General features: G+C 43.7%; 20 protein-coding genes. 9 read left to right on the forward strand and 11 right to left on the reverse strand.

Translation table 11 applies throughout. From position 1 onward, the window contains the following. Nucleotides 1–6: 6 nt before the first annotated feature. Nucleotides 7–951, reverse strand: a complete 945-nt coding sequence (locus myaer_RS02140; RefSeq protein WP_046660777.1) for an NAD(P)-dependent alcohol dehydrogenase — start codon at nucleotides 949–951, stop codon at nucleotides 7–9. Nucleotides 952–953: 2 nt separating this feature from the next. After that, nucleotides 954–1,340, reverse strand: coding sequence for a hypothetical protein (locus tag myaer_RS02145; RefSeq protein ID WP_046660778.1), 387 nt, complete (start codon nucleotides 1,338–1,340; stop codon nucleotides 954–956). Between the two features lie 635 nt (nucleotides 1,341–1,975). On the opposite strand from myaer_RS02145, the gene myaer_RS02155 reads away from it, so the two are divergent. Next, a complete protein-coding gene (locus myaer_RS02155; RefSeq protein WP_046660779.1) occupies nucleotides 1,976–2,506 on the forward strand; it encodes a universal stress protein in 531 nt (176 codons plus the stop codon). On the opposite strand, the gene myaer_RS02160 is transcribed toward myaer_RS02155, so the two are convergent. Both myaer_RS02160 and sppA read right to left on the reverse strand, forming a co-directional pair. Then, nucleotides 2,496–4,655 carry a ComEC/Rec2 family competence protein gene (locus myaer_RS02160; protein ID WP_046660780.1) on the reverse strand — a complete coding sequence of 720 codons (2,160 nt, stop codon included), beginning with the start codon at nucleotides 4,653–4,655 and terminating at the stop codon, nucleotides 2,496–2,498. The two genes, myaer_RS02155 and myaer_RS02160, sit on opposite strands and share 11 nt — an antisense overlap. A 56-nt stretch (nucleotides 4,656–4,711) precedes the next feature. Further along, the gene (gene sppA / locus myaer_RS02165; protein ID WP_046660781.1) at nucleotides 4,712–6,523 is read right to left on the reverse strand and encodes a signal peptide peptidase SppA; all 1,812 of its coding nucleotides are present in this window, start codon (nucleotides 6,521–6,523) and stop codon (nucleotides 4,712–4,714) included. Nucleotides 6,524–6,906: 383 nt separating this feature from the next. Between sppA and obgE the strand changes: the two genes are divergently transcribed. Then, nucleotides 6,907–7,935, forward strand: a complete 1,029-nt coding sequence (gene obgE / locus myaer_RS02170; protein ID WP_046660782.1) for a GTPase ObgE — start codon at nucleotides 6,907–6,909, stop codon at nucleotides 7,933–7,935. Between the two features lie 9 nt (nucleotides 7,936–7,944). On the opposite strand, the gene myaer_RS02175 is transcribed toward obgE, so the two are convergent. The 3 genes from myaer_RS02175 to myaer_RS22245 form a co-directional block, all read right to left on the reverse strand. Next, nucleotides 7,945–8,310 (reverse strand): KH domain-containing protein, encoded by a 366-nt coding sequence (locus myaer_RS02175; RefSeq protein ID WP_002801906.1) that lies wholly within the window; start codon nucleotides 8,308–8,310, stop codon nucleotides 7,945–7,947. Beyond that, a complete protein-coding gene (gene rpsP / locus myaer_RS02180; RefSeq protein WP_002780060.1) occupies nucleotides 8,303–8,551 on the reverse strand; it encodes a 30S ribosomal protein S16 in 249 nt (82 codons plus the stop codon). The genes myaer_RS02175 and rpsP overlap by 8 nt, the downstream gene beginning before the upstream one ends. A gap of 93 nt (nucleotides 8,552–8,644) precedes the next feature. After that, nucleotides 8,645–8,773: an HNH endonuclease gene (locus tag myaer_RS22245; RefSeq protein ID WP_268807303.1), complete on the reverse strand. Its 129-nt coding sequence runs from the start codon at nucleotides 8,771–8,773 to the stop codon at nucleotides 8,645–8,647. Nucleotides 8,774–8,806: 33 nt separating this feature from the next. On the opposite strand from myaer_RS22245, the gene myaer_RS02190 reads away from it, so the two are divergent. From myaer_RS02190 to myaer_RS02215, 6 genes are all read left to right on the forward strand, one after another. Beyond that, the gene (locus tag myaer_RS02190; RefSeq protein ID WP_046660783.1) at nucleotides 8,807–9,772 is read left to right on the forward strand and encodes an IS630 family transposase; all 966 of its coding nucleotides are present in this window, start codon (nucleotides 8,807–8,809) and stop codon (nucleotides 9,770–9,772) included. A gap of 216 nt (nucleotides 9,773–9,988) precedes the next feature. Continuing rightward, entirely contained in the window at nucleotides 9,989–10,240 is a 252-nt protein-coding gene (locus myaer_RS02195) for a hypothetical protein (protein WP_235614797.1), read from the forward strand. Nucleotides 10,241–10,686: 446 nt separating this feature from the next. Next, complete coding sequence (locus tag myaer_RS02200; RefSeq protein WP_045359780.1) at nucleotides 10,687–10,959, forward strand: BrnT family toxin; 273 nt, start codon at nucleotides 10,687–10,689, stop codon at nucleotides 10,957–10,959. Continuing rightward, nucleotides 10,940–11,164 (forward strand): type II toxin-antitoxin system BrnA family antitoxin, encoded by a 225-nt coding sequence (gene brnA, locus myaer_RS02205; RefSeq protein ID WP_016515715.1) that lies wholly within the window; start codon nucleotides 10,940–10,942, stop codon nucleotides 11,162–11,164. The genes myaer_RS02200 and brnA overlap by 20 nt, the downstream gene beginning before the upstream one ends. A 3-nt stretch (nucleotides 11,165–11,167) precedes the next feature. Beyond that, nucleotides 11,168–13,480: an EcoAI/FtnUII family type I restriction enzme subunit R gene (hsdR, locus tag myaer_RS02210; protein ID WP_046660785.1), complete on the forward strand. Its 2,313-nt coding sequence runs from the start codon at nucleotides 11,168–11,170 to the stop codon at nucleotides 13,478–13,480. Between the two features lie 81 nt (nucleotides 13,481–13,561). Beyond that, a complete protein-coding gene (locus tag myaer_RS02215; protein WP_046660786.1) occupies nucleotides 13,562–13,972 on the forward strand; it encodes a VOC family protein in 411 nt (136 codons plus the stop codon). Here the strand turns inward: myaer_RS02215 and myaer_RS02220 are convergent. After that, nucleotides 13,939–15,123 (reverse strand): class I SAM-dependent rRNA methyltransferase, encoded by a 1,185-nt coding sequence (locus myaer_RS02220; protein ID WP_046660787.1) that lies wholly within the window; start codon nucleotides 15,121–15,123, stop codon nucleotides 13,939–13,941. The two genes, myaer_RS02215 and myaer_RS02220, sit on opposite strands and share 34 nt — an antisense overlap. 186 nt (nucleotides 15,124–15,309) lie before the next feature. Here myaer_RS02220 and myaer_RS02225 point away from each other — a divergent pair, with 186 nt between their 5' ends. Next, nucleotides 15,310–16,104 carry an MlaE family lipid ABC transporter permease subunit gene (locus myaer_RS02225; protein ID WP_046660788.1) on the forward strand — a complete coding sequence of 265 codons (795 nt, stop codon included), beginning with the start codon at nucleotides 15,310–15,312 and terminating at the stop codon, nucleotides 16,102–16,104. A 197-nt stretch (nucleotides 16,105–16,301) separates the two neighbouring features. Here the strand turns inward: myaer_RS02225 and myaer_RS02230 are convergent, their stop codons facing one another. The 3 genes from myaer_RS02230 to ftsH4 form a co-directional block, all read right to left on the reverse strand. After that, a complete protein-coding gene (locus myaer_RS02230) occupies nucleotides 16,302–17,675 on the reverse strand; it encodes a TIGR03279 family radical SAM protein (RefSeq protein WP_046660789.1) in 1,374 nt (457 codons plus the stop codon). Nucleotides 17,676–17,780: 105 nt separating this feature from the next. Next, complete coding sequence (locus myaer_RS02235) at nucleotides 17,781–18,113, reverse strand: DUF4164 family protein (RefSeq protein WP_046660790.1); 333 nt, start codon at nucleotides 18,111–18,113, stop codon at nucleotides 17,781–17,783. A 310-nt stretch (nucleotides 18,114–18,423) separates the two neighbouring features. Beyond that, entirely contained in the window at nucleotides 18,424–20,301 is a 1,878-nt protein-coding gene (gene ftsH4 / locus myaer_RS02240; protein ID WP_046660791.1) for an ATP-dependent zinc metalloprotease FtsH4, read from the reverse strand. Nucleotide 20,302: the final 1 nt, after the last annotated feature.

Below are 20,302 nucleotides of genomic sequence, written 5' to 3' on the forward strand. Positions count from 1 at the left end.
TTGTCCTTAATCGGGGATTAAGACTATTTTTCCTCGCACTCTTTCCGATTCACTATAATTATGAGCTTCTACCACCTGGGAAAAAGTATAGGTGCGATCGATCCTAACAGTTAATTTTCCCGATTCGATCGCTTCTTTGAGAAATTGCCAGTCAGACGCTTGTGCTTGAGCAAAAAATATCAGTTTCCCTTTTTGGGGCAACCAAGCACCGAGATAATTTAAGAGGATAATTCCTGGATTTGGTAGGGTGGTTATATAGATGCCTTGGGGTTTTAAAAGCTGACGACAGTGCCAAAAAGAAGACTTAGCCACAGCATCGAAGATTATATCATATTTCTGCTCAGTTTTTCTCCAATCTTCTTGGGTATAATCTATAACTTTATCTGCTCCTAAAGAGGTGACATAATCCATATTTTTACTACTACAAATTCCATCTACTTGCGCGGAGAAAAATTTTCCTATCTGCACGGCAAAGCTACCCACTCCTCCCGATGCACCATTAACTAAAATCCGATTTCCTGCTTGAATACCGCCAAAATCGCGCAAGACTTGCAAAGCGGTAGAAGCGGCTAAAGGAGTGGCGGCAGCTTCAATAAAACTCTGATTATGCGGTTTTTTAACTAAGAGGTAAGCGGGAATAATCGCATATTCAGCATAGGTTCTACCGGGTAATTGATTGAGAAAACCAAAAACCTCATCTCCGATCTGGAATTGTTCCACTTGACTACCTTTTTCAACGATAATTCCCCCATAATCAAAACCTAATTGCAGGGGAAATTTATTACCTGTGGCTATTTTGAGCATTCCCCGACGAATCTTCCAATCAATCGGATTAATCCCCGCTGCCATAATCTTAATTAAGACTTCTTTTTCTTGGGGAATTGGCTTTTCTATGTCTGTGTATTGGAGAACATTACTATCGCCATAGCGATTAATGATAATAGCTTTCATAATTAAGAAAAAAGTTGATAAAATAGTAAGGGAGCAAAAGTAATGACCAAGAGAACAAAAATCCAAACTCGTCCCGCCAAAAGATTATAATCTTGACCTAATCTTGACCAAGAGTGACCGGCGATAAAATGGCCGAATAGAAACTCAAAACCCACTGTTAATACTAACCAAATTAAACCGATAGTAATTGCTTGGCTGGAGGATTCTAGACCCCAAAAATAGACAAGAGTGCCAATATAAAGACTAAAAAATAGGCTTCCCGTCAGGGTAGAAATTTGATGAGCGCGTAGTTCATCGAGATATTTTCCGTAGGTGGTTTCTCGGAGGATACCGTTACTAATTCCTATTACGATCATCGGGAGCCATGCAACAATGTAGCGACTAATCATAAGTTGTTGGTTTAGAACTCGCTCTAATTGGATTATATACTGCAGCTGCCCTTGGCAAAGGCTGCATCTCAATTTGGTCGAAATATCTAGATGACATTTTGGGCGCACGCAGTTCGATAAACTCACTGACCACAGTGCGCCCCTACCATTGGCGCGATAATATTATTTATTGTAGGGGCGAATTGTATTCGCCCTCTTTGAATAACTTCTGCTTAAAAACGGATTTGGGGTTAAAAAGGGAAAAAAAGGCGTGTAAAAGGACTGACATTTATAAATACAGTGTATTTGTAAGAGGTTTACACGCCTAGACAGCTTTAAACATCCGCTTTAAATCTATAATCCCCCATTAGCGCCAATATAGATGTAATCTCGATCCTATTCTGACTATGATTTGTATCAACAAATGCTGATGGGTTAGGACAGAACAGGGAGGTAACAGTAGGGTAAATTGTTAATTTTTTTAGTAATTCAGCTACATTATCCTAAAAATGTCACACTAGAGGTAGGGGATCGTCAGGGATTAATCATCAGCTTTCAGCAATTTTTGACTATTTCCCCAGGGTATTGCTGGCAGCCGATGGGAAAAAAGATTAACTTCAACCCTGAAGTTATCTGCTATCGAGGAGGTTAATTCTATGGATAATACGGAAACACTCTCAGTCGATCGAGATACCAACAAACTCTATAATAAAATTCTCGTGGCTGTGGATTATCAAGATGTCACTCCAGAGGTGTTGGATGCTGCTATCCTCTTAGCGAAAACCTACGCTAGTCAGTTGCGGATTATTTATAGTCTATCTAAACCTTTGATTCCCTACACGGAAACTTTTATTTATGGTAATCTGATCGGTTATGGTGGTGGTTATCCCCCCGATATGATCGCCTTAGAACAACAAATCACCGAAGAAATGCAGGCGGAATTACAGGCTTGGTTAAACGGTTTAGTCGATCGAGCTAAGGAAGATAATATCACAGCCCAGGCTGATTATTATATCGGTGATCCGGGCCAGAAAATTTGTCAAGTTGCCCAGCAAGAGGGGATAGATTTAATTATTGTTGGTCGTCACGGTCGATCGGGTTTATCTGAGTTAATCTTAGGTAGTGTCAGTAATTATGTGGTGCATCATGCTCCCTGTTCGGTTTTGGTGGTACACATCACTCGTTAATTAGAAAGGGTTGAAATCCATTTTTTGCTGTCCATTGAATCGCTCCATCTCTCCCGGTCCAGTAAGTCTTAATCCTAGCCTTTCTCAGTTGATTTCTGGCATTGCGGGAGAGATTGTTAGTGACAGCAATCGCTGTTTGCGGTCGAATGGACTCTAACCATTGTTTATCTAGATTACTTCCCTGCCATAATAACACTAGGGGGCTAAATTCTTGGGATAAATTAACGGGATTTTTAGGGTTGATAATCCAGAGCCAGGATTGATTTTTTACCTGAAATTTAAATAAATTTTTCTCGATCAATTGTCCAGTAATTTCGCCGAGATTAAATTTTTCTGACTGGGATAAATTAATAATTTTTTTGATCGGTATGTCCTCACTGATAGTTGAGAATTGCGCCGAATTATTGACGGTTATTGCTCCTTGTATTTGATTAATTCCCTCCTGTCGCAAAAAGGGTAAAACTGTATAACGTGCTGTGGCGGGTTCCTCCCCATTAATTAACAGGGTATTTCCTCGATTTTGAATAATTATTACCGGTTGCGATTTGGTGGCTAAAACTGTCACCTGAGTTAAAGTAAAATGCTGATAAATAATCGGTATTAAAATTACAGCGAGGATAAATAACCCGATTAAATGCCACCGTTGACGAAACCAGAGATTAAAGCAGATTAAGGTAAGGCAAATATAAATAATTAACATCACTCCTAAAGATAATTTACCTGTGGAGTAGGTACTAAAAGGAAGCCGACTAAAAAAGGTGGTAATTTGCAGTAGTAACTCTAGAGGGTAATATAGAATACTAGCGCCGATACTGCCCAAGGGGGGATAAATTAAGCCTAAAAAAGCAGTAAAAACTCCTCCTAAACTAATTAGGGTAACTAGGGGTGTTGTGATAATATTAATGGGGATATTATAAAGAGCGATCGAGTTAAAGGTAAACATTAATAAAGGCATAGTCCAGATAGTGGCAGCTAGACTAATAGCTATAGGTTCAGCGATTAAATTAGGTAAATAGTCAATTTTATTTTTCAGGAAAGGAACGGTAATAATTAATCCCAAAGTCGCTAAAAAACTTAACTGAAATCCTAAATCCCAAATCCAGAGAGGTTGCCATAATAATAGAATTGTAGCCGCTAGTAAAAGTGATCCTAAACTATTAACTTGTCGATTATAAAGCAGACCGATTAATGCGCCAATTCCCATCAAAATTGCCCGCAGGACTGAAGGTTGTAACCCTGTTAGAGTGCCGTAAATTATTAAGATAGTAAGGGCAATAATAAACTGTTTTTTGGGGGATAAATTGCGAGTAATAGTTAAAACAAACCCCAACAAAATAGACACATGAAAGCCAGAAGCTGCTAAAATATGAGCCAGTCCAGTTTTAATAAATAAATCGGTGATTTTTGCTGGCAAATTAACCGCTTGTCGTCCGAGGGTAATCGAACTTAATAAAGTCCCTTTTTCTTGACCTATTCCTTGAATTTGTGCCTCAACAATGCGCTGACGAATCTGCGAAACTCCCCAATTTGGTGACTTTTTGTCGATAATTATTTCCCCTTTTAAACCAGCAAAAGCACCCCGACGCGCTAGATAATTAGCAAAGTCAAAAGCATTGGGATTATTGGCACGACGGGGACGATACAGTAATCCTTTAATTGTTATTTCTTGTCCGGGATAAACCTGATTTTCTGCTAGATTTGGTAGAGTAACGTAGAGTTTACCTTCGGATTTTTCTGTTGGTAAATTCCTAAGGCTAAATTCTTTTACTTCTAACCAAAATTGTAAATTTTCTCGGCGATTGAGACGAATTTCTGATATAATATTACCCGTGATTTTAATAGAGTTAACTACATTATTTTTTAAAAGATGACTGATATCGTTTGCGCTGGGGTAAGGAGTGCGAATTTCCAGATAAACAACGGCAAAGATAGCTATTAATCCCGCTATCAGCCAAATTTTTTTCGGGGGACTTTGCCACCAAAAACGACGGATAAAAATTGTGGTTAAGAGGGTAATTAGACTAATAATAATAATTCTAATTACCACTTCTTGCCATCGGTTTAACTGGGGACTAAAATCTAGCAGACCTGTAGATAATAATCCCAGAATATAGGCTAAACCAAGAATAACGCTATTAGGGCGATTCATAGAAATTTTTGTCGTCAAAGAATTTCAGAATTAGCGGCCATTATTTTTACATAATATCAGCGAAAATCAAGATTAAAAAGTAACTTAGCATAAACACTATGGGGATCATTAAATGTAGGTAACTTCAATAATTCCTGCTGAAAATTTTGCCATTCCTGCGTCAAAGGATGATTATTTTTAGTGAGAGGAGGAAGATAGGTTTGCAAGAAATTAGAAAAAAGTTCTTCTTGCCAACTTTGCGATCGAGGATATTCCTTAAGACTCCAATCATCCCCTAATTTAGCTGTTTTGGCTGCGTATTGCACGGCCGCTTCTAGACCACCGATTTGATCAACTAAACCAATTTTAACCGCATCTTTTCCCGTCCAGACGCGACCTTGGGCCACACTTCTAACCTTATCTGGTGATAATTTTCGTCCCCGGGCTACCGTCTCGATAAATAAATCATAGAACCGATTAACTGCCGCTTGATAAATTTCTAATTCTTGGGGATTTTTCGGTCTGGTAATAGTAGATATATCGGCCAATTTTCCAGTTTTCACCGTATCCCAATCGATGCCATTGTTATTAGCAATCTTCTGGATATTTAACAATAATCCAAACACACCAATCGAACCAGTAATTGTATCATGATCGGCAAAAATTCTTTGACCCCCCATCGCAATCCAATAACCCCCAGAAGCAGCCACATCACCCATAGAAATAATTACTGGTTTTTTCGCATCTAAACGCTTAATTTCCCGCAGAATTACCTCAGAAGCGGTGGCACTTCCCCCCGGACTATTAATTCTCAAAACTACCGCTTTCACCTCCTCCTTCCCCTGTAATTTTCGCAGTTCCTTCGCCAATTTATCCCCACCAATTTCGCCTCTATCTCCCTGACCTTCTACGATTGTCCCTTCTGCATAAACTATCGCTATTTGATTGCTACTATCTTCCTCCTCATCGAGAGAACTAGCATAATTAGCTAAAGAAATTTGCGAAAAAGAGTCAGAATTTACCTCCTCATTAGTTTTATTTTTTGCTTCTCCTGTTAACTCCTTTGCTAAAACAATTACTCGATCTAAATAGGCCACTTCATCGACAAAACCCGCCTTTTTCGCTCTGGTTGCTTCCAGAATACCTTGAGTATTAGAAATAGTTTGCACCTGTTGGGGGGTTAAATTGCGACTTTTGGCCACTGTGGAACTATAATTAGACCAAATTGTATCGAGTAGGGTTTGCAGCTGCTGACGATTCTGGACACTTAAATCCTGACGCGTATAGGGTTCCACCGCACCTTTAAAAGAACCCACTTTTACCACTTGTACCCCCACACCATACTTTTCTAGTGCATCGGCAAAAAAGGTTTGTTGACTACTTAAACCATTAATTTCCATTCTCCCCACGGGATTAATAATCACCTTTTCAGCAACGGAAGCGAGATAATATTCCTTTTCCGTCCATTCCACATCGTAGGCGATAATTTTTTTACCCGATTGGCGAAATTTTGCCAAAGCTTGCCGCACTTCCGTCAGGGTAGCATAGCCATATTCACCGATATTGTCGCGACCGTAGAGTAACAGACCGACAATACTATCATCAAGGGTGGCCTTTTCGATCGCCGCTATCACCTGTCGCAAATTTAAAGCGGTCGTACTCTCACCGGTCAAACTATCGGCTAAACTGGAACTAGGGGGAGCATCGCTGATATTGGTGGCTAAGTTAAAAACTAAGACTGATTTTTCCTTAACTGAGGAGCTATCGCTAGAAATCAGGGAAGAAAGCAGTAAAAATGCTAATCCCCCCACACCTAAGACCGAAAATGCCAATAATCCCAATAAAGTTCCCAAGCAACTAGCGAAAGTTTGTTTAAAAAACTGCCCCATCGGTTTTCATCTGCTACTAATTATCCTCTTTCCTATTGTAGGGATTCCCCGCCCAGAAACAAGTTTTTTATTTGCGAACAAATGTACTAATAGCTTACTCTCGCTCTGTTTTAAGGAGTATAATTAACTGGTTGCGGCAAACTAAGTAGCCGTTTACAATTAAAGATAAAATACAGTAAAACGTAGGGTGCGTTAGACGGCAAAAATTGCTGCTTTGACTTGAAGGTAACAATCCGTCGTAACGCACCACCTGTTATCAACTAAGTAGCCAGTTACAATTAAAGAACAGGAACCAGAAGCCTGTCCCACTATCTAACAATTAATTGAGATTACTTACTTAACAGCTAATTGGTTTTGACTTTTCACTTTAATTATTTAATCTTATGCAGTTTATTGATCGCGCCGAAATAGAAGTAGAAGGGGGTAAGGGAGGTGATGGAATTGTCGCTTTCCGTCGGGAAAAATACGTCCCCGCTGGCGGTCCGGCCGGAGGTAATGGGGGAAAAGGTGGTTCGGTGATTTTTGTCGCCACTCAGAACCTGCAAACCCTGCTAGATTTCCAGTACAGTCGCTATTTTAAGGCCGATGACGGTAAACGGGGCGGCCCGAACAACTGCACCGGGGCCAACGGTAGCGATCGCATTATTAAAGTTCCCTGTGGTACAGTGGTTTACGATCTCGATAGCGAGGAAATTATCGGCGATTTGGTCACGCCTGAACAGACTTTAATCGTCGCCGCTGGGGGAAAAGGGGGATTAGGCAACCGCCACTTTTTAAGCAATAATAACCGCGCACCTGAATACGCTTTACCCGGTTTAGACGGAGAAAAACGCCATTTACGCCTAGAATTGAAGTTATTAGCGGAAGTGGGACTGATCGGGCTGCCCAATGCGGGAAAATCCACCCTAATCTCGGCCGTTTCCTCTGCTCGTCCCAAAATCGCCGATTATCCCTTTACGACTCTTATCCCTAACTTGGGAGTGGTACGCAAACCCACGGGAGATGGGACGGTATTCGCCGATATTCCTGGATTAATCGAGGGAGCGCACCTAGGAATCGGCCTAGGACACGAATTTTTACGCCATATCGAACGCACACGCCTGTTAATTCATCTTGTCTCCTTGACATCAGAAGACCCGATCGCCGATTATCAAATTATCCAAGGGGAATTAGCCGCCTATGGTCGGGGATTAGAAAAGCGCTCACAAATACTGGTTTTCAACAAAATTGATGCTGTGGACGAGGAAACGATAGATAACTATCAAAAGCAGTTTGCTAAAATAACTAATGCCGAGATTTTGACTATTTCCGCCGTGACGGGAGCCGGATTAACCACTTTACTCGCCAAAGTTTGGCAGCAACTGGAGCAACTGGAGAGGGTCGAGGATGAAACCCCTTCCCTGTTTTCCTAAAATCGCTCGTTAGTTGTTGGGTTGCCGGGGTGCGGGTGGTCGGCGATTGCTCGGTCTTCTTTCCGTACCTTCAAAGTTACCATTAGAACGACGGGTGCGGCGCTGTTCGCCTTCATTTTCGGCCGCATAGACTTCTAGATAAAGAGAGCGACCCGCACTCGCGGCCGCCATTTCTAGGGTAGTTCTAATCGCCTGTAAATTGCGTCCTCCCCGGCCGTAAACTTTGCCTTTATCGGCATCATCGAAGGCTACACGCACCCAAAGACGTTCATTTTCCTTACAGCGCTCGATATCCAATCTCAGACTGGCCGGATCTTCCAAAAACGGCTCGATCATAAATTTCACCAGTTCGAGATAATTGGGGGTACTAGGCATTGATTTTCTCGAAAATTTTCTGTTTGGTGAGAATGCCGCGCACGGTGTCCGTCGGTTGCGCTCCTTGTTGTAAGCGTCGGATAATCCCTTCTTCATCCAGACGCACTTCATCGGTGCGGGGATTGTAGAATCCTAACTCCTCTAGGGGACGACCATCGCGACGACTGGTGCTAACGGCCGCAACGATACGATAACTGGCTTCGCGTTTTTTACCAAAGCGTTTTAGACGTAATTTGATCATGGTTACTCAAAAATTCTCCTTTCCGATTCTAACTCATCCAGGCGGTATTTCCACAAGTGGCGATCGAGGGAACCGGGAGGCAGCCATTGGATATTATTGAAAATAACGCCGAAAACGAGGGTCTAAATGGTCTTTTTTGCGGCGATTACAGGATAAACAAAGGGTTTGCAGGTTACTAATATAGCGGTATGCACTTGCATGAGGTACAATAGAAGAGGACAATAAATTATAGACCTAGGCAGGAGCCACGACCCGATGAAGCCCTATTCTTTAGACTTGCGACAAAAGATCATCGAGACCTACGAGGAGAATAACCTCTCACAACGTGAGTTAGCCAAAAGATTTAGAGTAGCTTTAAGCTTTATCCAGAAACTAATCAAGCAGTGGCGTGAAACAGGAAATCTAAATCCCCGACCGCATGGTGGAGGACAAAAACTCAAGCTTAAGAGCGACGAAATTATCTTGCTGGGCGATTTAGTCCAAGAAAAGAAAGATGCCACCTTAGACGAGTTAAGAAAACAAATTGAGGAAAAAACACAGACGGTGGTGAGTAACTCAACAATCAGTAGAATTTTAAAACGGCTAAATTTAACTCAAAAAAAAAGCTTACACGCTAGGGAAAGAGACACGGAAAGAGTGCAAAAATTAAGAGAAGAATATTGGGAGAAAATCCGAGATGTTAGAGCGGAAGATTTGGTTTTCGTTGACGAGTCTGGCTCTAATCTAGGGATGACAAGACTTTATGGCAGGGCTGAAAAAGGTCAGAGAGTGTATGATTCAGTTCCGTTAAACCGAGGAAAAAACGTCACGATAATTGGAGCGATAGCGCTCAAAGGCTTGCTGGCTTTTATCAATGTATTTGGAGCCGCAAATGGTTTAATATTTGAAGCATTTATTGCTACATTATTAGTTCCAAACTTGTGGAAAGGAGCTTGTGTATTAATGGATAATGCTTCGATTCATCAAAAAGAAACCCTCGAACCAATTCTTCAAGAAGTCGGTGCTAGACTGGAGTTTTTACCTCCCTATTCTCCCGATTTTTCTCCCATTGAAAACTGTTGGTCGAAAGTGAAAATACTGATTCGTTCTATGTCACCTCGTACCTATGCTGATCTAGAAAAAGCGATCGTTCAAGCCTTTAGTCAGATTACATTGCGAGACATCCATCACTGGTTTACCCATTGTTGCTATTGCGATACCCCTTTTAAAGAGCCTACCTAGTCATCCATGCTGTACCTCATTCAACTGAAACCCGCTATAAAGCCACAGAGCAACAAAAAACTATAGTAAAAAAGGTTTATAAAATAAAAGATTGTCTTCAAGATTTAGAGAAAATTTACCAACGCAAACTAGAAGCGATCGCCGAACTTAAACAATCGATCCTAGAAAAAGCCTTCACCGGTCAACTCAGCCAGTAGAACCGTTAAAATGTAAATAGTGTCTTCCCGTAGCTCCATGATCATCCAAAAAATCATCGACGAACTCCACGAAATCCCCGAAGATCACCTGAGTCAGATTTACGAGATCGTTAGATCCTTTCGCCTTGAATTAGAACGGGAACGATCGCACAACCCAGACGACACCCCAGACGAGGAAATCGTCGCCAACCTTAAACAAGGAATGCAAGAAGCCCTAGGGGGAAATACCATCCCCCTAGATCGAATGTGGGAAGGCATTGATGTCGATTAACGAAAACCCCATCGAAATTAGACTCACCCCCCGCTTTCAAAAAGATCTCAAAATCCTCGCCAAACGCTATCGATCTATCCGCCAAGACTTATAACCCCTACTTCAGATTTATTCCTCCAATTGTAGAACAAAAAAAATCGTCGAGCAAATAGAAGAATGTTATCAAAAAACTCAAAAACTCGAAACCATTTACCAACGTAAACTAGAGGCGATCGCCGAACTTAAACAATCGATCCTAGAAAAAGCCTTCACCGGTCAACTCAGCCAATAGATGGGTTAAAATACACAGAATAGCGGGAACGCTCATCGATGCCGACCTATACCCTCGCAAACACTCGTAATCGACCCGGTGCGGGGCCAGCCGCCAGAACCAACGGGAAACCATCGGGAAAAAGCAGGGTCGAGGCCTTGACTGCGGACGTAAAAAAACTCGCCGATTCCTAGAAATGCCTAGCTTCGAGTACGACGAAAACAAAAGTAAAACCAACCAACAAAAACACGGCATAGACTTTATCGAAGCCCAAAAACTCTGGGAAGACGACAATCTACTGGAAATCACTGGCAAAAGCGAGACCGAGCCACGCTATTTAATCATCGGTCAAGTTCAAGATAAGCATTGGACGGCCGTGATTACCTATCGTAGTGAAATGATCCGTATTATCTCTGTTCGCCGTTCCCGTACTAATGAGGTTACATGGTATGAAAGCCGAAGAATTTGACGCGAAATTTGATGCGGGGGAAGACATGAGCGAATTTCTCGATTTCTCCACCGCCCGACGACCCAACCGGGAAAAGCAAAAAATCGAACTCGATTTACCCTTTTGGATCATTCGCAAACTAGAAGCCGAAGCCCAGAAAGAGGGCGTTTCCACTCAAACATTCCTAGAAAACTATCTAGCCCGACACATCGCCTCCGCCCCCTAGTTTATGAACGAAGCCGAAACCAGAGCCGAACTGATTGACCCTGCCCTCAAAGCCGCCGGATGGGGAGTCATTCCCGACAGTAAAATTCGTCGCGAGGTAATTGCCCCCGGTCGTCTGGTGGGTTCTGGCCAGCGCAGTTCATCGAAAACCTGCGATTATGTCCTGGTCTATCGCGGTCACAAACTCGCCACCCTGGAAGCCAAAAAACGCGACGCGCACCCCACCGAGGGACTTGGGCAGGCTAAGGACTACGCCGAGCGCCTGCAAACTCCCTTCGCCCTCTGTACCAACGGCCTCCGCATTTATCGAGTGGATACCCGCGCCGGAAAAGAAGGCTATATCGATCGCTACCCCACCCAGGAAGAACTCTGGGCGGCCACCTACCCCGATTCCAACCACTGGCGCGACCGTTTCGCCACCGTCCCCCCCGATAATAAAAGCGGGATGCGCGAGTCCCGCTACTACCAACACAACGCCATCCAGGCCGTTCTAGAAGCGATCGCAGCTGGTCAAAAACGGATGCTCCTGACCATGGCCACCGGCACCGGCAAAACAACGATCGCCCTTCAAATCGCATGGAAACTCTTTCATAGTAGTTGGAACCTGAGCGGTGAACCGACCCACCGGCCCTGTATTCTCTTCCTTACGGACCGCAATATTCTGGCTAATCAAGCTTTAACCGAGTTTACCGCCTTCCCCGAAGATGCCCTCGTTCGGATCGAACCGAAGAACATCCAGAAAACAAAGAAAGTCCCTAAAAACGGCAGCGTCTTTTTTTCGATCTTTCAAACCTTTATGACCCAAAACGGCGAGGAACTAGCCCCTAACTTCCTCGAATACGCCCCCGACTTTTTCGACTTGGTGATCGTGGATGAATGTCATCGGGGCGGGGCCAACGACGAAAGCACTTGGCGAAAAATCCTCGAATACTTTGCCCCTGCTGTACAACTGGGATTAACTGCCACCCCGAAACGGGATCTCAACGGCGACACCTACAAATATTTCGGCGAACCCCTCTACACCTATTCCCTGAAAGAAGGCATTAACGAGGGCTACCTAACCCCCTTTAAGGTGGTTGAATTCACCACCAGTCTCGACGAGTACCAATATGATCCCGACGATGAACTGATCGAGGGCGATATCGACGAAAACAAGGTTTATACTGAATCCGACTTTAACCGGATTATCGAGATCGAGGAACGGGAACGCCAAAGGGTAAAAATTTTTATGGAGGCGATCGACCAAAACGAGAAAACCCTGGTTTTCTGCGCCAATCAAGACCACGCCCTAGCCATTCGCGATCTGATCAATCAAATGGCTATCAGCAGCGATCCTAACTACTGCGCTCGCGTTACGGCCAACGATGGCAGCTTGGGAGAAACCCACTTAAAAAAGTTTCAAGATAACGAGAAAAGGCTCCCCACCATCCTCACCACCTCTCGCAAACTCTCCACCGGGGTGGATGCTAGAAACCTGAGAAATATCGTTCTACTGCGTCCGGTCAAATCGATGATCGAGTTCAAACAGATTATCGGGCGGGGGACGCGCCTTTTCGATAATAAAGACTATTTCACCATCTACGATTTTGTTAAAGCCCACGAAAACTTTAACGATCCCGAATGGGACGGGGAACCGCAGGAACCCGTCGTCATCGATCCGAGGCCGCGCCCCGAACCACCTGACGCGATCGAAGATCCTCTCGACGAGCCGGATCCTCTGCCGATACGCCAGAAAATTAAAATCAAACTGGCCGACGGCAAGGAACGAGAACTGGAACACACCCAGAGAACAACTTTCTGGAATGCCGACGGAAAACCGATCTCGGCCGAGGAGTTTATCCAGCAGCTTTTCGGGGATATTCCCGATCTTTTTCAAGATGAAGCGGAATTGCGCCATCTCTGGGGCCGACCCGACACCCGCAAATCCCTGCTAACTGGACTCGCGGAAAAAGGCTACGGCGAGGAACAGCTACAGGCGATCGCCCGGATCACCAACACGGAAAATAGTGATATTTACGACGTGCTGACCTATATCGCCTACGCAGCCAGACCCTTGACCAGAGAAGAGCGGGTAATCAAGCACAAAGATTTAATTTTCTCGAAATACACGCGAAAACAACGGGAGTTTCTCGACTTTATTCTTGATCAGTATATTCGCTCTGGCGTTGGCGAGCTTGACCGGGAGAAATTGCCAAAACTGATCGAGATTAAATATCACACCATTAACGAGGCGATCTCCCAATTGGGAGAAATTCAAGAAATTAGCGGGGTATTTATGAGTTTTCATGCTTATCTTTACTGGTCAGACGCGGCCTAATCCCCCCTGCCACCCCATGACTGAACTTTCCCCAGCCATTGTTTACTGTTTACCGATCACTGAAAAAGCTTGCCAACCCCGATGAATAACCCCCCCGATAGTCCATTCAATTACACAGAGGCTTTTATTGCCCTAGGAACGAGTAATTTCGATCGCTCGGTGCAGTTTTATCGTCAACTGTTGCAACAGGAACCAAGCCCCTACCTTGCCGCCGTTTATGCGGAATTTAGGCTGATTAACCTTAAATTAGGTCTTTTTTGCCCTAAAGAGTCCCACAGAGAGGAATTTGGCGATTCTAGGGGCAGTGGCATGAGCATTTGTTTCGAGGTGGAGAGTCTCGAAAAAGCGATCGAGCATTGGAGCGAAATCGGCTATGGTGCTAGGGGAGAAATTAGCCAAGCTTCCCACGGTTCGGAAATCTACATCTATGATCCCGATGGTAATCGTTTAATTTTCCATCAATCCACCGCTAAAACCAATCCTTTCAGGTAGGAACCTTCCGAGTGATAGATACTGGTGGGATGGTCCGCCGGTTGGCTTAAACGTGCTAAAATTCGCACTGGGCGAGCCGATTCAATGGCGGCAGCCATGACAGCCCCCTGAAAATGTTCTTCGTTAACCACTTGGGAACAGGAAAAGGTGAAAATAATACCTTGGGGGCGAATTTTCTGGAAAGCTTGGTAATTTAATCTTTTATAAGCCATAACCGCCTGATGACGGGATTGGATACTTTTGGCAAAAGCGGGGGGATCGAGGACAATCAGATCGTAATCCTCCTGACAGTCGCGCAGAAAGTTAAAAACATCGGCGCTGTAGGATTGATGGGGAACTTGACTGAGATTATTCAGGGCGATATTTTTTTCGGTAAGATCGATCGCACCGTGGGAACTATCAACGGAATCGACTAGGGCAGCCCCCGCTTGCATGGCATAGACAGAAAAGCCGCCAGAATAAGAAAAAGTGTTTAAAACCCGTTTATTATGGGAATATTGAGATAATAAAGCTCTGTTTTCTCTTTGATCGAGGAAAAATCCCGTTTTTTGTCCTTTTTCCCAATCAATAATAAAGCGATGGCCGGATTCTAACACCTCATCGCTGGTTTTTTGACCAAATAAGTATTTATTCTCGGAAATATGGGCGCTTTTCGCCAAAACTGCGGCACTTTTATCGTAAACTGCCCGTAAATTGTCAGCGTAGATAGTTTTCAGACAATCGACAATCAGATCGAGACGTTGGTATAAAGCTAAGGAATAAGCTTGAATAACCGCCGTGCCATTGTACCAATCGACGATTAAACTAGGTAAACCGTCTCCTTCAGCGTTAATTAAACGATAACAGTTAGTTTTCGGGTTATCCACTAAACCGATTTGTTGCCGCAGCCGATAGGCATTCTGGAATTTTTCGAGAAATAATTGAGCAATATCGCTGACTTTTTGGAAAGAAAGAATTTTAACGGCAATATTGCTAGGATTATACAGTCCAGTGGCTAGATATTCGCCTCGATCGCTATAAACCTCAACGATAGCACCCTCTTTGACTTCTCCCTCCATCTCTTTAATCGCCCCGGAAAATATCCAAGGATGGAATCGTTTAACAGCATCAATTTTATGGTTTTTCAGGATAATTTTCGCTAAATCTGGCATGGATAAAGAATCAGGGTTGATAGCTGACGGCTACTAGATAATTCTATTATCCCCTGCCGGCAGCACAAAACCATGGTTTGTTATCCCTCGATCGAGTGGCATCAAAGCAAGTCCCAACAATCGAGGGATAATCAGAGGGAATTCTCGCCTATAATAAGTTAGATTTTAGCGATAGTCCCTCGACAAATGCCAAGAAAAAGTGATGCTGCCAGTGGTTTAAGTTTATGGTTTCAGCGTTTGGGGGCTGCCGGTTTGTTAGCGGGACAAACTTTTTTACATATTCTTAATGGCAAAATCCACCGGCGTAATACTCTTGAACAAATGAGTATTGTGGGACCCGAATCCTTGACAATTGCCCTAATTACTGCTGCTTTTGTGGGTATGGTTTTCACTATTCAGGTAGCCAGAGAATTTATTTTTTTTGGGGCGGGTAGTTTTGTTGGGGGAGTCCTTTCCTTGGCTTTAACAAGAGAATTAGCCCCAGTTTTAACCGCAGTGGTGGTGGCGGGAAGAGTTGGCTCGGCTTTTGCCGCCGAAATTGGTACAATGCGAGTAACAGAACAAATTGACGCTTTATATATTTTAAAAACCGATCCGATCGATTATTTGGTCATTCCCCGGGTGATTGCCTGTAGTTTAATGTTACCCCTGCTCACTATTATCTCTTTAGTCACAGGGCTACTGGGGGGTTTATTTATTTCCGATAGTCTTTACGGCATTTCCTATTCCCTATTTTTACAATCAGCCCAAAATTTTATGGAAACATGGGATTTAATTAGTTCTATGTTAAAGTCGCTAATTTTTGGGGTTTTAATTGCCATTATCGGTTGCAGTTGGGGTTTAACCACCACCGGCGGTGCTAAAGGAGTTGGTCAATCTACTACCACGGCTGTGGTAACTTCTTTATTAGCGATTTTTGTGGCTAATTTTTTCCTCTCTTGGCTGATGTTTCAAGGTACAGGTAATGCGGAAATCGGCTAAGACAGTAATCAGTAATCAGTAATCAGTTATCAGTGCCAAGAAAACGGCAATTTTTTACTTAATACCGCTCAGTAAAAACTCAAATCAATTTGGTCGAAATATCTATATTACATTTTGGGCGCACGCGATGCGCCCCTACCATTGGCGCAATAATATTATTGTAGGGGCGAATTGCATTCGCCCTCTTTTAATCACTTTTACTGCTCACCAATATGTGAGAGAAAGTCAGAGAAAGGATTGAGAGCAAGACAAGTTTTAATTAATTCCTCCACTCCCAGGACTGGATAAATAGGGACTCCTAATTGATTAATAACAGTTTCTAGGGTGAGATCATCTAAAAATACCGCTTCCCCATGCTTGAGCATGAGGGAGGGTAATAAAACCCCATCCCCAAGATTTTTACCTTGTAATCCTTTGAGAATATCTTGCCCAGTTAATAAACCCGTAACCGTGATTTCCTGCCCCCAATAATCACTATTTAAAGCCACTAATTCCACGGTTAAACCCTGCACCTTATTTAACTGTTTAACTAGGGGTTGAAAAGCTTGTTCTACCGCATTGCCCACTACCCATATTAACCGTCTAGAGGGACTAATTTGAGCAGGTAATAACTTCTTAGCTGTCTTCTGGAAATCCCTAATAAATTGACGAATCGAGCCAACTCCGTTACCGATTTGGGGATAGTCTTCGTAGTGAGATTGAGGGGGTAAATCGACTCGGGCAATTAAAAACCATTCATCGGCTAACCATACCACATTACTGCCAAATTCTTGACGAAATTTTTTCTGTAAAGTTTGGACTTGTTCAATAACTTCTCGCGCTTTTTCTTGGCTAACGGGAATTAATTCATCTTCTTGGGGACGAAAGCGGGTTAATCCCACCGGAACTACAGCAATCGACTCCACACAGGGAATATCTCCCCGATGAAAAGAAACCAGATCTAACAGGGTTCTTTCGAGATGAATTCCATCATTAATATTGGGACAAACTACCACTTGTGCATGAATTTGTAATTGTCTGGCTTGTAGCCATTTTAAATGGTCTAAAATTTGACCAGCGCGGGGATTTTTTAAGAGACGAATTCTCAGATCGGGTTCCGTGGCATGAACGGACACAAAAAGCGGTGATATCCGCATCTTTTCGATCCGCTGCCATTCTTTTGAGGTGAGATTAGTTAAGGTTAAATAACTGCCATAGAGAAAACTTAAGCGATAGTCATCATCTTTATAGTATAAAGTTTCTCTTTTGCCCTCTGGTTGTTGATCGATAAAGCAAAAAGGACATTTATTATTACACTGAATTAAGCCATCAAAAAGGGCAGTTTCAAACTCTAAACCTAAGTCTTCATGATAATCTTTTTCGATTTTTACTTGGTGAGTTTTGCCCTGACTATCAAGCACTTCTAGGGTTAAAAATTCATCGGCACATAAAAATTGATAATCGATTAAGTCCCGGGGACGATTACCATTAATAGAGACGAGCGAATCCCCGATTTCAAAACCTACCTCGGCGGCGATCGAATCTGGGATGACACCACTAATTTTAGCTGGACGAATAGTTAATTCACTCATATTTTTAGGTCGCCATCCAATTATTTAACTGCATTTCCCAGAGAGTCTTTGGCTGCGTTTTAATATTTGTCAAGTTAATTCTACAGCATTTTAAGGCGATCGCTGTTAGGGATTGGGGAAAAAACCAAAAAGTTTAGCAGCCCCTCCTAAAATGGCTACAACCAGAGCGATGAGAATCCCCCGATTGGTAAATTCCTGATAGGCAACTCTTGCAGTTAACCCTTTAATTTCTGTGGTTAGTCGCTGATCCAAGGCTTTAATCTCTCCTTTGAGTTCGACTTGTCCTATTTCCACTTTTGTCAACCGTTCTTCTATCTTATCAAATCTCTCATCTACCTTATCAAATCTCTCATCGATCCGTTTTTCCAGAGAGTCGATTTTCCCCTCAATCCTTGTCAAAACAGCTTCTAGGGAATAAGTGACGGTTTCGTTAGCCATTTTCTGTCTCCTTTAGCTCTTCTGGATTCACCATCGTGATCTCAATATCAGTATCGCTGATTTTTGCCTCCCAGTTTCAATCTCTAATAGGGGTTAAGATTAATGGGAACGCTGTAGGGTTGATTCATGAATCAACCCTACAAAGTATTAATCTCTAATAGGGGTTAAGATTAATGGGAACGCTGTAGGGTTCTGGGACTGCGGAGAGGCAAAAGGAGGAATAAATAATCAATTTTTAATAACCGGATTTAGTATAATAGAAAAAAACCCATCTTTGTTCAAGATGGGGTAAGGCAAAAATCAAATCAATCTAAACAGTAACAGGTTCTCGATCGAGGGGTTTAACGCGCTCGAGCAGTGCTTGCAATTGTTCCCCTTCAATCACCTCTTTACTGAGGATTTCTTGGGCAATTTCTTCGAGTAAATCGCGATTTTGAGCAAGGATATCCAGGGCCTGCTGATGACCATTTTCGACAATCTCTTTCACTTCATTATCGATCGCTTTGGCCGTATCATCGCTCACCAAGCGCCGGGGATTCATCATGCCATCTCCCAGAAAACTATTCTGTTGACCTTTTTCGTAGGCTAGGGGGCCAAGGGTCTTACTCATACCATAGGTTGTCACCATGCGTTCGGCCAAGTCTGTCGCCCGCTGCAGGTCATTAGCGGCCCCAGTAGTAATACTACCGAAGATAATTTCTTCGGCGGCCCGACCACCTAAAAGAGTAGCAATTTGGTCGCGTAATTCCGTATCATCCATAAGGAAACGGTCTTCAGTGGGCATTTGCAGGGTATAACCGAGGGCTGCCATGCCGCGAGGCACGATCGAAATCTTGGCAACCTTACCACCCCCCGGCATAACTGCACCGACGAGAGCGTGACCAACTTCGTGATAAGCGACGATTTTCTTCTCTTTTTCCGAGAGAACCCGGCTTTTCTTCTCTAAACCGGCCACTACCCGCTCGATTGCCTCATTAAAGTCCTCTTGGGCGACGGTGCTGCGTTGATTGCGGGCTGCCAATAAAGCGGCCTCATTGACTAGATTAGCTAAGTCAGCACCAGCAAAACCGGGGGTACGGGTAGCAATCTGTTTTAAATCCACATCCGAGCCTAATTTTACCTTACCTGCGTAGATTTCGAGGATTTTTAAGCGTCCAGCCAGATCGGGGCGATCAACTAACACTTGGCGATCAAAACGGCCGGGGCGTAAAAGGGCGGGATCAAGAGTTTCGGGGCGATTAGTGGCGGCCAGCACGATCACCGTCGCATCACCAGCGTTAAAACCGTCCATTTCCGTCAATAATTGGTTTAGAGTCTGTTCCCGTTCATCGTTACCCCCCATAAAATTACCGTTAGCGCGAGATTTACCGATCGCGTCTAATTCATCGATAAAAATAATACAGGGGGCTTTTTTCTTGGCCTGTTCAAACAGATCTCGCACTCGGGCTGCCCCTGCACCAACAAAGAGTTCCACGAATTCCGAACCTGAGATACTAAAGAAAGGAACCCCCGCTTCTCCTGCTACTGCTTTTGCCAGCAGGGTTTTTCCTGTCCCCGGCGGACCGACTAGGAGGACACCCTTGGGAATCCGCGCCCCGATTTGAATGTAACGTTGGGGATATTTGAGAAATTCGACGATTTCGGCTAATTCGGTTTTCGCTTCTTCCACACCGGCCACATCTTCAAAAGTGGTTTTGGTGGTGTCTCCTTCCACATAGACTTTAGCGCGACTTTTGGTAATCGAGAGGGCCCCGGCCGGACCACCGCCACCGCTGCGAGCGAGGAAAAATTGCCAAATACCAACAAAAATCAGGGGAGGAATCACCCAACTAAGGACGCTACCAATCCAGCCATTTTTTGGTGGTGGTGCGGCGGCGAATTCTACGCCCTTGGCTTCTAGACGTTTGGGCAATTCTAGGTCAAAAATCGGTGTAGTGCTGAAAATTCGTCCGTAGTTGCCCTCTTGGTCGTTTTTAAGCTGATAACGAATCTCATTCTGTCCCACGGATACCCTAGCGACGTTGCCATCTTCCACTTGGTCGATAAAAAGACTATAGGGAACTTTGGGGACGCTAGGGCCAAATAATTGCGGGAAAAGGAGGTTAACAATCAGAAATAAGCCGCCTACGGCTAATAAAACATTACCGATCAGGCGAGATTGTGAAGGAGGTTTGCTTTTTATACTCATT

The organism is Microcystis aeruginosa NIES-2549, assembly GCF_000981785.2.
Classification (GTDB): domain Bacteria; phylum Cyanobacteriota; class Cyanobacteriia; order Cyanobacteriales; family Microcystaceae; genus Microcystis; species Microcystis aeruginosa_C.

What these genes read in the sequence shown, in the direction of transcription:
- myaer_RS02145 (WP_046660778.1), bottom strand. Translation starts at nt 1,340, where the DNA reads ATGATTAGTCGCTACATTGTTGCATGGCTCCCGATGATCGTAATAGGA.
- myaer_RS02155 (WP_046660779.1), top strand. Translation starts at nt 1,976, where the DNA reads ATGGATAATACGGAAACACTCTCAGTCGATCGAGATACCAACAAACTC.
- myaer_RS02160 (WP_046660780.1), bottom strand. Translation starts at nt 4,655, where the DNA reads ATGAATCGCCCTAATAGCGTTATTCTTGGTTTAGCCTATATTCTGGGA.
- myaer_RS02175 (WP_002801906.1), bottom strand. Translation starts at nt 8,310, where the DNA reads ATGCCTAGTACCCCCAATTATCTCGAACTGGTGAAATTTATGATCGAG.
- myaer_RS02200 (WP_045359780.1), top strand. Translation starts at nt 10,687, where the DNA reads ATGCCTAGCTTCGAGTACGACGAAAACAAAAGTAAAACCAACCAACAA.
- obgE (WP_046660782.1), top strand. Translation starts at nt 6,907, where the DNA reads ATGCAGTTTATTGATCGCGCCGAAATAGAAGTAGAAGGGGGTAAGGGA.
- ftsH4 (WP_046660791.1), bottom strand. Translation starts at nt 20,301, where the DNA reads ATGAGTATAAAAAGCAAACCTCCTTCACAATCTCGCCTGATCGGTAAT.
- sppA (WP_046660781.1), bottom strand. Translation starts at nt 6,523, where the DNA reads ATGGGGCAGTTTTTTAAACAAACTTTCGCTAGTTGCTTGGGAACTTTA.
- myaer_RS02225 (WP_046660788.1), top strand. Translation starts at nt 15,310, where the DNA reads ATGCCAAGAAAAAGTGATGCTGCCAGTGGTTTAAGTTTATGGTTTCAG.
- rpsP (WP_002780060.1), bottom strand. Translation starts at nt 8,551, where the DNA reads ATGATCAAATTACGTCTAAAACGCTTTGGTAAAAAACGCGAAGCCAGT.
- myaer_RS02140 (WP_046660777.1), bottom strand. Translation starts at nt 951, where the DNA reads ATGAAAGCTATTATCATTAATCGCTATGGCGATAGTAATGTTCTCCAA.
- myaer_RS02215 (WP_046660786.1), top strand. Translation starts at nt 13,562, where the DNA reads ATGAATAACCCCCCCGATAGTCCATTCAATTACACAGAGGCTTTTATT.
- myaer_RS02190 (WP_046660783.1), top strand. Translation starts at nt 8,807, where the DNA reads ATGAAGCCCTATTCTTTAGACTTGCGACAAAAGATCATCGAGACCTAC.
- myaer_RS02230 (WP_046660789.1), bottom strand. Translation starts at nt 17,675, where the DNA reads ATGAGTGAATTAACTATTCGTCCAGCTAAAATTAGTGGTGTCATCCCA.
- brnA (WP_016515715.1), top strand. Translation starts at nt 10,940, where the DNA reads ATGAAAGCCGAAGAATTTGACGCGAAATTTGATGCGGGGGAAGACATG.
- myaer_RS02220 (WP_046660787.1), bottom strand. Translation starts at nt 15,123, where the DNA reads ATGCCAGATTTAGCGAAAATTATCCTGAAAAACCATAAAATTGATGCT.
- hsdR (WP_046660785.1), top strand. Translation starts at nt 11,168, where the DNA reads ATGAACGAAGCCGAAACCAGAGCCGAACTGATTGACCCTGCCCTCAAA.
- myaer_RS02235 (WP_046660790.1), bottom strand. Translation starts at nt 18,113, where the DNA reads ATGGCTAACGAAACCGTCACTTATTCCCTAGAAGCTGTTTTGACAAGG.